A 12379-nucleotide genomic window follows, 5' to 3' on the forward strand; every position below is an offset into this window, starting at 1 on the left:
TATCTGGCGAAATCGGAGCGGGTCAGTAAAAGCGGCGCATGAGCGACTGCACTTCGGCAAGTTCCTGACGCACGGCGGCGAGCATCTCGCGGCGCTTGTCGTCGGTCATGCGGAAGTCGGGGCCGGAGACGCCGAACGAGGCGAGGATGCCGTCGGTCTCGTCGAACACGGGCAACGCGAGGCCGAACACACCGTCGGCAAATTCGTTGGCCGAGTAGCTCCAGCCTTGCTCGCGAATGGCGGCGAGATCGGCGCGCAGGGCGTCCGGGTCGGTGATGGTGCTGCTCGTATAGCGCTTCAGGCCGTGTTCGAGAATGGTGTCGAGTTGGGCATCGGGCAGATGCGCGGCGATGACCTTGCCCGACGAGCCCGCGTGCAGCGCGAAGCGCGTGCCCGCAGCGACCGAGTATTTGATGTTCTGATCCGACTCGGCAATTTCGAGATAGACGGCTTCCTTGCCATCGAGCACGGCGAGAAACGCGGTCTCGCCGGTGTTGGCCGCGAGACGGCGCATGATCGGCAGGATGAGATCGGAGAGGTGCAGTCCTTCACGCAACGACTGCGCGAATTCGAGAAAGGCCATGCCAAGCGCGTACTTACGCGACTTGCCACGCTGCGTGACGAAACCGTGCTGAGCGCAGGTCGCGAGAATGCGCTGGACCACCGAGTGGTTGATGCCGGTCTCCTTGGCCAACTCACGTACACCCCACGTCGGATTCTCGGCGGTGAAGTGGCGCAATAGCGTCAGCGCGTTGTCGAGCGTCTTCAGCGTCATATAATTTGTCTCTCTATTAGCACCACTGTGTCTATATGTGGTACATTTTAGAAAGGCAAAAATGGGGCGGCAACGCAAAATTCACAAATCTAGGGTAAACACCCGTGTCGCTTTTCGCCCATTTTTGGTGCGACGTGTGCTGAGAATCGCGTCGAAAGCCGCATGAATACTGGATCTGCCGGGCATTCCCGGTGAGCGCATGACGTCTCCCATGCGCCGAGACAAAACGCCCGGACAAGTCCGGGCGTTTTTCATTGGGCGAGAACGATAGGTCGAAGCGACTAAGGTGTCGGGCGGCTGCCGCACGGCAAGCCGAGCCTGTCGAAGAACGCGCGGTTGCGTTCGTAGGCCGATTGCAACAGCCGGTCGTAAGAGATCACTTCGATGTACGTCTTGAAGTGGCTGTTGTAGCCAAAGAACCCCATCCCATCCATGGTCTCGCTCAGTTGCAGCATCTGGCAGCGTTGGACGACTGAGCGGGTGATGTCGCAGACGACGTAGCAAAAGCCCGGCAGAGACGCCGCGCCCGGTACGGGCCGACCACCGGGTGTCGTGACGGACCCGGCGCGAATGCGCACCAGATAATCGATGGCTTGTTCGATGGGATCCTTGTCGACGCCGGCCGCTGCATCGTTGCGCATGGGGCGCTTGAGTTCGACCACGACGAGCGATGCCAGTGGCCCGTGCGCGCCGTCCGCCATCAACATTGGGCGGTCGAATACCTTCAACGCGCACAAATCGGGTCTGCGCCCGGAGTCGCAATCGGTAATCGGCATCGACTGCAACGGCTTGTCGCTCGCCAGATACGAGTGAAACGCCAGACGCTCATCGAGCAGCCACAGATTGCCGTGCTCCGGATGCACTTCGTCCGAGCTCTTCCCCATCGGCATGAACAACTCATGAATCACTTCTTCACGTACAAAGCGACCGTCGTCGTCGCGTTGTAGCGCGCGTTCAAGAATTTCCAGAATGATCTTGCGATGGAAAACATAGTTCGCCAGATCGGACTGTTTGATGTCGCTCGCCTTCGCCATGTAACCCGCGAGGCGTTTTCGATAGGCTTCGGTGGTTTCGCTCGACGCGAATTGCAGGAGGTCGTGTCCCTCGGCAACGAGTGAATGCTCGACGTTGGCCAGTTCGCGATGCAACAGCAGATCAAGATCCTTATCTGAGATGTCGGGCGGTACGCTCAGCCGGTCTTGATCGATATGAGGGAGTATCGGGCGGTAGCGGGGTGCACGATGCGCTACGAAGCGCTCCACGCGGTCGCGGCTCGCTTGCCGGGTTTGGGCAAGCCACGGCGCGAGGTACCCGGTTGCCGCGGCCAGCAACGCATCGCGGATATCGGCGCGTCCTGGCGACCCGTCGCCAAAGAGATCGTCCGACGACTCGGGAATATCGAAGCCGATGCGCTCAGGGCGCACATGCTGATCGAGCCAAGGCGACGTGACGTAGCACGCATAGGTAAAGTCACCCTCTTCGTCCTGCAATTTGCCGTGAAGCCCGGGTAATTTGCCACTCGCAAGCGACTCGTATTCGATGACACGGCTCGCGGCACACCAAGCGATGGCCGGTTGCGTGACCGCGCTAGTCTTGAGTTTCACGTGGGTGATGACAAAGGGATGACCTTTGATGTCGAGCGTCTGGCGCTGCGCGCCGCCGAACAGGTAGTTGTCGTAGACGTCGGCGAGATCGATGCTTTCGTTGCCGTCACGCACCACAATGCGCGGCACGCCGCCGTCGCGGACGAAATACCAGAGGCAATGTTCGAAGAGACTGTTCGCGACGGCCCGCGCCGTCTTGACCGATTTTTCACGATAGCTCTGAAAGAAGCCCTGAAGATGCACCGTGGTTTGGTGTGTGTCCCGGGCTTTGGCTTCGCGCACTTCGACGCTGCGGATGCCTTGCCGGGCGGTGAAATGAAACTGACGCCGCCGCGCGCGCGAGCGCCCGACCCGGAAGACGCTCGTCACCGTGACGCACTCGAACGCCTTGAGCCAGAGCAAGCGCCCCACGCCCCGGCAACCGTGGGCGGCTTTGTGGTCGCTGTCGAGCGTCTCGAACGAGGCCATGTTGGCGTCATCGAAACCCACGCCGTTATCGACGATACGAAAGCCGGAGATCGGGGCCGTGGGCGGTGCACCGCGTCGCGACGTTGCCTCATCGAGGGCGAGGTCGGTCTGTGCGAGGCGTTCGATATCGATATGAATCTCGCCCCGCGCCGTGCCCGGCGCGCGATCCCCGACGGCATGGATCGAATTCACGACCGCTTCGAATAGCGGAAGCAGGCCTTTGTGCTGCGGCAGCGGCGTATTACGTAACCGCCCCGCTAAATTGGTGTTCATGCTCACGGGATATCCCCTTCGAAGGTGCACAAGGGTGGTGATGTCGGGGGGACTGGGCAGGATTGTGGATAACGCGACGGGGTGCTGCAACGCTTGATGAGTGCCAAAGCTATTTTTCGGATTCCTACTACCGCGCGCTCATTTCTCACGAAGTGAAACGCCATATCGAATGCTGCAACTGCACACCTAAAAACGGTCGCTTCCCGCAAAGCCCCGTCGGGCGGATGTCATACGCAAACCCTTATGCCACCTATAAGCTGGGGTGGAGCCACGACTCGAAATCCCGGGTTTCCGAGCGGCGGTAGAACGATTACACTCAGGGTCTTATATAAGACTGCCCCTTTTCGTCAGCGAGCATGCGTCACCCGGACGTGCAACGCGTTTGCGGTGACGAATGAATGGTCCGGCGAAGCAGCGTCAAACTGGTTTTCAAACTCGAGTACAGCATCATGACTTCCACTTCCCAGCGTGGCGGCCTGACGGTCGCAGACAATCTGATCGCGTTCATCGAAAAGGAAGCCCTGCCGGGCACCGGTGTCGATGTCGAAACTTTCTGGAAAGGCTTCGACGCCATCGTCCACGACCTCGCGCCGAAGAACCGCGCGCTGCTCGCCGAGCGCGACCGCCTGCAAGGCGAACTGGACAACTGGCACCGCGCCAACCCCGGCCCGATCGCTGACGCCGCCGCCTATCGCGCCTTCCTCGAAAAGATTGGCTACCTGCTGCCCGCACCGGCCGCCGTCAAAGCCACCACCGCCGAAGTCGATTACGAAATCGCCGAACAAGCCGGCCCGCAACTCGTGGTGCCGCTCTCCAACGCCCGCTACGCACTCAACGCTGCCAACGCACGCTGGGGCAGTCTGTACGACGCGCTCTACGGCACCGATGCCATTCCCGAAGCTAACGGCGCAGAGAAAGGCACGGGCTACAACCCGAAGCGCGGCGAACTCGTGATCGCCTTTGCTCGCGGCTTCCTCGATCAAGCCGCCCCGCTGGCGGAAGGCTCGCACAAGGACGCCACCGGCTACAGCGTCGAGAACGGCCAACTCGTCATCACGACCAAGAACGGCAAGACCGCACTCGCCACGCCTGCGCACTTCATCGGCTTCCAAGGCGACGCGGCAAAGCCGACGGCTGTGCTGCTCAAGCAAAACGGCCTGCACTTCGAAATTCAATTCGACGCGAATCACCCGATCGGTAAGACCGACGCCGCCCACATCAAGGATGTGCTCGTCGAAGCTGCGGTGACGACCATCATCGACTGCGAAGACTCGGTCGCCGCCGTCGACGCCGACGACAAGGTCGAGCTCTATCGCAACTGGCTCGGCCTGATGCAAGGCACGCTCACGGAAGAAGTGTCGAAGGGCGGCAAGTCGTTCACGCGCCGCCTGAACGCCGACCGCGAATACACGGGTGCCGATGGCAAACCGGTGAAGCTGCATGGCCGCTCGCTGCTGTTTATTCGCAACGTGGGTCACCTGATGACCAACCCGGCCATCACCGACCGCGACGGCCGCGAAATTCCGGAAGGCATTCTCGACGGTGTGGTCACCGTGCTGGCCTCGCTGCACGATCGCAAGCATCGTCTGAACTCGCGTACCGGCTCGATCTACATCGTGAAGCCGAAGATGCACGGCCCGGCCGAAGTGGCCTTCGCCGACGAGCTGTTCGGCCGCATCGAAGACCTGTACGCGCTGCCGCGCAACACGCTCAAGATGGGCATCATGGACGAAGAGCGCCGCACCAGCGTGAACCTCTCGGCCTGTATCGCCGCCGCCGCCGCGCGCGTGGCGTTCATCAACACGGGCTTCCTCGACCGCACCGGCGACGAAATGCACACGGCGATGGAAGCCGGTCCGATGATGCGCAAGGGCGACATGAAGTCGTCGGCGTGGATCACCGCCTACGAGAAGAGCAATGTGCTCGTGGGTCTGGCTGCCGGCCTGCGTGGCCGCGCGCAAATCGGCAAGGGCATGTGGGCGATGCCCGACCTGATGCACGCCATGCTGGAGCAGAAGATTGCGCATCCGAAGGCCGGTGCCAACACCGCCTGGGTGCCGTCGCCGACCGCCGCTACGCTGCACGCGATTCACTACCATGTGGTCGACGTGCAAGCCGTCCAGCAGGAGCTCGAGAAGATCGATTACGCCAAGGAACGCGACGCGCTGCTCACCGGTTTGTTGACGGTGCCGGTGGTGGCGAAGGCCGAATGGAGCGCCGACGAGATCCGCAAGGAAATCGAAAACAACGCGCAAGGTATTCTCGGCTACGTGGTGCGCTGGATTGATCAGGGCGTGGGCTGCTCGAAGGTGCCGGACATCAACGACATCGGCCTGATGGAAGACCGCGCGACGCTGCGTATTTCGAGCCAGCATCTGGCGAACTGGATGCGCCACGGTGTCATCACGCGCGAACAGGTCGAAGAGACCATGAAGCGCATGGCCGCCGTGGTCGACAAGCAAAATGCGAGCGACAAGCAGTACCGTCCGATGGCGCCGAACTTCAGCGATTCGCTGGCGTTCCAAGCGGCCAGCGCGCTGGTGTTCGAAGGCCTGACGCAACCCAACGGCTACACCGAACCGCTGCTGCACAAGTACCGTTTGAAGCTCAAGGCGGAACAACGCGGCTAAGCGGCGTTAGTTCGCAAATAAGCTGCCGATAAGCGTTGCGCTTATCAACGAACGCCTGACGGGGTAACCTGTCAGGCGTTCTGCTTTTTCAGGAGCCTGTTGCGCATGGACCCCGCCATCGCACTGCAACGCGCCGAACGGCGTGCCCTGTCTTTCCTGCTCGTCGCGCTGGCGATTTTCATTGCCACGCTTTTCATGCCGCCGCACTTTCTCACCGGCTGGATTCGCGCAGCCGCCGAAGCCGCGATGGTCGGCGGTCTGGCCGATTGGTTTGCCGTCGAGGCGTTGTTCCGGCGCATTCCCATTCCCGGATTGGCGGCCCACACCAACATTCTCATTCGCAAGAAAGACGCGCTCGGCGATGGTCTGGCGCGCTTTGTTCGCGAGAAGTTTCTCGACACGCCGTCGGTGGTCCGCCTCATTCAGCAGCAAAATCCGGCCGATGCCGTCACGCATTGGCTGGGGTCGCACGAGAACGCGCGGCAGTTGAGCGCGGTCTTGGTGAAGGTGGCCGGTGGCGTGCTCGACGTGATGGACGAGCGCAACGTGCAGGCGTTTATCCGCCGTGCGCTCGACACGATGATCGACCGGCTCGACTTGTCGCAATCGGCGGCGGCGATTCTCGATACGCTCACGCGCGACGGCCGCCATCAGGCGCTACTCGACGAGACGCTCGACTATCTCGTGGAATTGCTGAACGAACCGCAGACGCGAGAGTTTCTCTCTGCGCGCATCGTGGAGTGGCTCAAAGCCGATCATCCGAAGAAAGAGAAAGTGCTGCCATCGGAATGGATCGGCAACAAAGGTTCGGACATGATTTCGGCCGCCGTGACGCGCCTGCTCGCGCAAATGGAAGCCGACGAATCACACCAACTGCGGCAGGCATTCGATCGCGCGGTCGCCGGGCTGATCGAACGGCTGCGCACTGACGCCGAGTTTCAGGCGAAGCTAGACGGGTTCAAGACGCAGTTGAAGGGCGACACGGCGCTCACCGCTTATGTGGGGGGCTTGTGGAACGAGTGGCGTAGCTGGGTCAAGCGCGATCTGGCGCAGGAAAACTCGGTGATTGGCGCGAAGATCGTCGGTGCCGCGTCGTGGATCGCGCAGGAACTCGCGCGTAGCGAATCGCTACGCCGGGCCCTCGACGCGCAGTTGCTCGATGCCGCCGAGCGCATGGCCCCCGGGTTTGCCGACTTCGTGACCGAGCACATCCGCGCCACGGTGCACGGCTGGAATGCCGAACATCTCTCGCAGCAAATTCGCCTGAGCGTCGGTCAAGACCTGCAATACATCCGCATCAACGGCACGCTCGTCGGGGGACTCATCGGCGCGGTGCTGTACCTCATCGCGCAAGCGCCAGGCCTCCTCGCACACTAATGTCTTTCTGGCGCAACACTCTGCGGCGCTTGCCATCGCCGCGTCAAAATTCGCGGGTTGCCGCCCGGCAAGGCCTGCGCCATGCTCGCTTCGTTGAATCGATAAAATTTATCGATATATAAAAAATCAAAATTATATTTATACAAACCCGTTCCCTATAGTTCGGTCCCTGTAGCGCCGAATGCACCTATCTCGCCGGCGCGCAGATAAATCCTTAGAGAACGCCACACCTCATGAAGACCACGATTCTGGCCCGCCTGGGCTTTGCCGGCGCATGCGCCACGATGGCCCTTGCCGCGACCTCCGTACACGCGCAAAACGTCACCATCTACGGCCTGATTTCGGGCGGCGTGGGGTATGTGAGCAATCAAGGCGGCAGCAAGACGTGGCAGGCGCTCTCGGGCACGAACCAGAACCCGCGCTGGGGCTTCAAGGGCAGCGAAGACCTCGGTAACGGTACCAAGGCGATCTTCACGCTCGAAGCCGGTTTCAATATCATGAACGGCACCGGCGCACAGAACGGCCGCGCCTTCGGCCGTCAGTCGTTCGTCGGCCTGTCGGACAACAAATGGGGCACGTTCACGCTCGGCCGCCAGTACGACACCATTCACGACTACGTTGGCCCGATCATCATTTCGAGCAACGGCGTGAACATCGGCGACAACGATAACGGCTACAACGACATCCGCATGCAGAACTCGGTGAAGTGGGTGAGCCCGACGGTGGGCGGCTTCCACGGCACCGCGCAATACGGCTTCTCGAACTCGGCAACCGGTTTTCGCAACAACAACGCCTACAGCTTCGGTTTGGGCTACAAGTACGCCGACTTCGACTGGAACGCCGCGTACGCGCAGTACAACAATCCGTTTAGCGGCACGAACAACGACGGCGCCATCGCCAACGACTACGCCAGCCCGCTGCTGATCTTCTCGAAGAGCGCCGTGCACCCGACCGTGTACGCGAGCCAGCAACGCATCTTCGCCACGGGCGGTTTCTATCGCTGGGGCCCGGCACTCATCGGCGCGATGTTCTCCGATGTGCGTTACACGTATCTCGACGCCTCGCATCTGCACTTGCAGAACTACAACCTGACGCTGAACTACAACCTCACCCCGGCGCTGGTGCTGGGTGCGGCGTACGGCTTCACGACGGGTAAGTACGATGTGATCAACACGCGCCCGCAATGGCATCAGGTGAACCTGCAAGCCGATTACTGGTTGTCCAAGCGCACCGACGTGGCACTGACGCTCAACGCGCAGCAGGCCGCCGGGGACGCGCAGAATGCGCAACTGTTCGGCTATGCAGCGTCGAGCACGAAGCGTCAGTTGGCGGTGACGCTCGGCATGCGTCACACGTTCTGATCGACCGGCGCGCGCAAGCGACTTCGCCTCTCACGCTACCTTTAGATTCGACGTCATGGCAGATATCAACGAGATGAACACGGCCCCGCAGCAACACCGCCGCAACTTCCTGCGCACGTCGCTCGCGGCGTCGCTGGCAACCCTCGGCGCGACGGGGGCCGGTAACGCACTGGCCGAACTGACGTCGACCGACGGGGCGTCGCGATTGGCTGCCGATGGCACGCCGCGCCGCACCGTCATCATCGATTGCGACCCGGGGCAGGACGACGCCATCGCCATCCTGTTTGCACTCGGTGCCAACGACCAGATCGATCTCAAGGCGCTCACCACGGTGGGCGGCAACGTGCCGCTGGAACTGACCGAGCGCAATGCCCGCATCGTGCGCGACTGGGCTGGCAAGACGAATTCGCTGCCGGTGTACGCCGGGTGCCCGAAGCCGTTGATGCGCGACTTGATCACGGCCGCTAACGTGCATGGCCGCACGGGCCTTGACGGCGTGACGTTGCATGAGCCGCGCGCGCCACTGGCGCCGCAGCATGCCGTGACGTACCTGATCGATACGCTGCGTGCCGCCAAACCCGGCAGCGTGACGCTCGTGGCGATTGGCCCGCTCACCAATGTGGCAACGGCGCTCACGGCCGCGCCGGAAGGTGCCAAGGCGTTGCGCGAAATCGTGGTGATGGGCGGCGCGTGGTTCGAGCGCGGCAACATCACGCCGTCGGCGGAATTCAACATCTTTGTCGATCCGGAAGCGGCGAGCATCGTGTTGGGCGCTGGCGTGCCGATTACGGTCATCCCGCGCGATGTTTGCGTGAAGGCACCGATTACCCCGGCACGCGTAGCACCGTTCCGCGCATTGAAGAACCGATGCGGTCCGATCGTGGCGGATATTCTCGCGGCGGAAGTGGCGTATCAAAAGGGCCGCCGTGGTGTGGAGTCGGCACCGATGTACGACCCCTGCACGATTGGCTACCTGATCGATCCGACGATGTTCGGCGGGCGTCGCGTGAATGTGGCGGTCGAGACGACCGGTCAACTGACGCTGGGCGAGACCGTGGTGGACTGGACTGGCCGCACCAAGCGCGCCGTGAACGCCACGTGGATCACCGATGTGGACGAAGACCGTTTCTACGACACGCTGCTCTCGCGCATTGCGCGTTTGCCGTAATGAGCGAAGAGGCTCACGCCAGGGCAGGTCGCGTGGGCGCTACGACGAGCGCGATGCGAGGCTGTGAGCGATGGCCTCGATAGTGAGATAGGACGCGGTGGCCCGGATCGGGTTGCCGCGTTTTCGCATGATGCGACGCTGCGATTACGTCGCGAGATGATTCACGATCCAGTCGCGGCAGGCGCTCACCTGCGGACCGCGCTCTTTGCCGTCGAGCGACATGAGTGCAACGGTACGCGTGACGCGCGGTGCGGTCACATCGAGCGCGACGAGTTCCGGATCGTGCAGGTGCAGGGTATAGAGCTTGGGCAGGATGGCGAGCGCGAGGCCGCTGCGCACGAGCGCGTACAGCGGCTCGGTGTACTCCATACGGTATTTCGGCTCCAGCCGCAGGTTGTGCGAGCCGCCGGTGCGTCGTAGCGAATCGCTGACGTTGCCACGCACGAAGACGGCCAGATCGCGCTCGGCCAATTGCGCCCATGTGGCGGATGCGGACTTCGCGAGCGGATCGTCGCGGCGCGTGACGAGCACGATTTCGTCGTCGAACAGGTCGTCGCAGCGAAAGTCTTCGGCGCTGACGGCTTCGTCGTCTTCATCGCGAATCCCCACGCCGAGATCGATCTCACCGCGTGCGAGGGCGGCGACGAGTTCGCTGTTGGGCAAGTCGCTCAGGGCAAAGCGAACACCCGGGTGGGTGTCGCGAAGACTGCCCAGCACCGGCAGCAACCGCGCGGCGACCGACGGGATGAAGCCGATGCGCACCGTCTGCGCTTGCAGCGTGAAGGTGCTCGTCATGTCGTCGAACGTGCCGCGCGCCGCATTGAGCAGGCGTTCGGCGAGCGGCAGGATGGTCGTACCCGCTTCGGTCAGTGTGAGCCGGTGGGCCGAGCGCTCGAAGAGGCGTCCGCCGAGCAGGAATTCGATTTGACGGATAGCGGCGGTGAGCGCGGGTTGCGTGACCGACAGGGTCTGCGCCGCTTGCGTGAAGCTGCGCGAATGCGCGAGCGCCACGAAGTACTGCACTTGCCGCAAGGTCAGCGCGGGAAGGGGCGGCACAGTGGCCGCAGCGGCTTTTGTGGCACTCGGCGGAGCCTCGGCAGACGCGGCCTTGGCAGCACCGGGTGGCGCAGTACGACGCGATGAAGTCGGGGAAGTCGCCATGGTGCGCTCCTGAGTCCGCAAAGAATAGATTCGAATTATCGAATCATAAGTAATTTGACTTTTTATTTATAGTCGAGCGCACGTAAAGTGCCACGCAAAGACCCAACTATTCTTGGCATATGCATACCTCTCCCACTGAGCGCGAAGTGACCGGCAGCGCGCCGAATAGCAGCACCGCCACCGCCCCGCGCGGCTGGCTCGAGCGGCGTTTCGCCATTGCCGAGCGCGGCTCGTCCGTGCGCACTGAAGTGCTGGCTGGCATCACGACCTTCCTCGCGGCGGCCTACCTGATGGTGGTGATCCCCTCGCTGCTCGCCACGGGCGGCATGGACCGCGGTGCGGCGACCACGGCCGTCATGCTCGTGTTCGTGTTGTTCTCGGTGCTGATGGGGTTCTACGCGAACCTGCCGTTCGTTGTCGGCCCGGGCATTGGCGGTTCGGTCATTGTGGGCGTCACGCTTGCCGCCACGGAACACGTGGCTTGGCAGACGGGCATTGCCATCGCGTTCCTCTCGGGGGTGTTGTTCCTGCTGCTCACGGTGCTGGGCGCTCGCAGCGTGGTCGCGCGGCTGATTCCGACGGCGATCAAGCTGGGCTTGGGCGCGTCCATCGGGCTGTTTATCGCGGTGCTAGGGGTGCGTAACGCTGGGATGGTCGTGGCGAACGCGAAGACCAACGCCTTTGCGCTGGGCGACTTCAGCAAGCCGGGCACGATCGTCGCGCTGGTCGGGCTGGGTGCCGCCATTCTGTTGCAAGGCCGCAAGGTGCCGGGGGCCATTCTGTGGTCGATTCTGCTGGCCGCGATTGCTGGCGTGCCGCTTGGCGTGACGAAAGTCCCTGAGTCGTTTATCTCGCTGCCGCACAGCATCGCGCCGGTCGCGTTCCAACTGGATCTGCAAAGTGCGCTGACGGTGGCGGCGCTGCCGTACTTGTTCGCGTTCTTCGCGGCGGAGTTTTTCTCCACGCTGGGCACGACGCTCGCCGTGGGTGGTAAAGCCGGGTTGCTCGACGAGCACGGCAATATGGCCAACATCAACCGTCCGTTCCTCGTCGACTCGATTGCGGCCACGGGCGGCGCATTGCTGGGCATTCCGGCGCTGACGGCGTTGGTGGAGTCGGCGGCCGGTGTCGAGGCGGGCGGTCGTACGGGGCTGACGTCGATTGCGGCGGCCTTCATGTTTGCGCTGGTGTGCTTCTTCGTACCGGTGGCGCTGGCCATCCCGAAGGAAGCGACGGCGCCTGCGCTGATCCTGATTGGTTTGTCGATGTTCAGCACGATTCGTCATGTGCCGTTCGACGACTTCAGCGATGCCTTCCCGGTGCTCGCCATGGTGCTGCTCACGTTGCTCTCGAACAGCTTCGGCACGGGTATCGCTGGCGGTCTGCTCTGCTACGTGCTGGTGAAGGTGCTGATGGGCCGTTTCAAGGATCTGCCGTGGGGGCTGTATGTGTTGACGCTGCCGCTCGCGTACTACTTCTGGACGGTCGTGGGACGTCACTAAACCACGCGGCAACATCGATCTGACCGCCACGGGCGGGTTTCACGAATTCAATAAGACTGA

8 protein-coding genes are annotated in these 12379 nt (G+C 62.4%); 5 read left to right on the forward strand and 3 right to left on the reverse strand.

Translation table 11 applies throughout. The annotated features are described in order from the left end of the window. Window positions 1–22: 22 nt before the first annotated feature. Window positions 23–775: an IclR family transcriptional regulator gene (locus PPN31114_RS10805; protein ID WP_150679518.1), complete on the reverse strand. Its 753-nt coding sequence runs from the start codon at window positions 773–775 to the stop codon at window positions 23–25. A gap of 281 nt (window positions 776–1056) precedes the next feature. Beyond that, window positions 1057–3120, reverse strand: a complete 2064-nt coding sequence (locus tag PPN31114_RS10810; protein ID WP_246182506.1) for an ATP-binding protein — start codon at window positions 3118–3120, stop codon at window positions 1057–1059. Window positions 3121–3569: 449 nt separating this feature from the next. Here PPN31114_RS10810 and PPN31114_RS10815 point away from each other — a divergent pair, with 449 nt between their 5' ends. The 4 genes from PPN31114_RS10815 to PPN31114_RS10830 all read left to right on the forward strand — a co-directional run bounded on the left by PPN31114_RS10815 (window position 3570) and on the right by PPN31114_RS10830 (window position 9656). Continuing rightward, on the forward strand, window positions 3570–5750 hold the full coding sequence (locus PPN31114_RS10815; RefSeq protein WP_150679520.1) for a malate synthase G: 2181 nt from the start codon (window positions 3570–3572) through the stop codon (window positions 5748–5750). A gap of 105 nt (window positions 5751–5855) precedes the next feature. Beyond that, a complete protein-coding gene (locus tag PPN31114_RS10820; protein WP_150679521.1) occupies window positions 5856–7127 on the forward strand; it encodes a DUF445 domain-containing protein in 1272 nt (423 codons plus the stop codon). Window positions 7128–7360: 233 nt separating this feature from the next. Beyond that, window positions 7361–8488, forward strand: a complete 1128-nt coding sequence (locus PPN31114_RS10825; RefSeq protein WP_150679522.1) for a porin — start codon at window positions 7361–7363, stop codon at window positions 8486–8488. Between the two features lie 55 nt (window positions 8489–8543). Then, entirely contained in the window at window positions 8544–9656 is a 1113-nt protein-coding gene (locus PPN31114_RS10830) for a nucleoside hydrolase (protein ID WP_246182507.1), read from the forward strand. A gap of 144 nt (window positions 9657–9800) precedes the next feature. On the opposite strand, the gene PPN31114_RS10835 is transcribed toward PPN31114_RS10830, so the two are convergent. Further along, the gene (locus tag PPN31114_RS10835) at window positions 9801–10817 is read right to left on the reverse strand and encodes a LysR family transcriptional regulator (RefSeq protein WP_150679523.1); all 1017 of its coding nucleotides are present in this window, start codon (window positions 10815–10817) and stop codon (window positions 9801–9803) included. 119 nt (window positions 10818–10936) lie between these two features. On the opposite strand from PPN31114_RS10835, the gene PPN31114_RS10840 reads away from it, so the two are divergent. Beyond that, the gene (locus tag PPN31114_RS10840; RefSeq protein ID WP_150679524.1) at window positions 10937–12319 is read left to right on the forward strand and encodes an NCS2 family permease; all 1383 of its coding nucleotides are present in this window, start codon (window positions 10937–10939) and stop codon (window positions 12317–12319) included. Window positions 12320–12379: the final 60 nt, after the last annotated feature.

Origin of the sequence: Pandoraea pneumonica, from assembly GCF_902459645.1 — a bacterium.
GTDB classification, from domain to species: domain Bacteria; phylum Pseudomonadota; class Gammaproteobacteria; order Burkholderiales; family Burkholderiaceae; genus Pandoraea; species Pandoraea pneumonica.

Bases quoted from the DNA above. Each gene is read 5' to 3' on its own strand.
- PPN31114_RS10840 (WP_150679524.1), top strand. From the start codon at position 10,937: ATGCATACCTCTCCCACTGAGCGCGAAGTGACCGGCAGCGCGCCGAAT.
- PPN31114_RS10805 (WP_150679518.1), bottom strand. From the start codon at position 775: ATGACGCTGAAGACGCTCGACAACGCGCTGACGCTATTGCGCCACTTC.
- PPN31114_RS10820 (WP_150679521.1), top strand. From the start codon at position 5,856: ATGGACCCCGCCATCGCACTGCAACGCGCCGAACGGCGTGCCCTGTCT.
- PPN31114_RS10830 (WP_246182507.1), top strand. From the start codon at position 8,544: ATGGCAGATATCAACGAGATGAACACGGCCCCGCAGCAACACCGCCGC.
- PPN31114_RS10815 (WP_150679520.1), top strand. From the start codon at position 3,570: ATGACTTCCACTTCCCAGCGTGGCGGCCTGACGGTCGCAGACAATCTG.
- PPN31114_RS10810 (WP_246182506.1), bottom strand. From the start codon at position 3,120: ATGAACACCAATTTAGCGGGGCGGTTACGTAATACGCCGCTGCCGCAG.
- PPN31114_RS10825 (WP_150679522.1), top strand. From the start codon at position 7,361: ATGAAGACCACGATTCTGGCCCGCCTGGGCTTTGCCGGCGCATGCGCC.
- PPN31114_RS10835 (WP_150679523.1), bottom strand. From the start codon at position 10,817: ATGGCGACTTCCCCGACTTCATCGCGTCGTACTGCGCCACCCGGTGCT.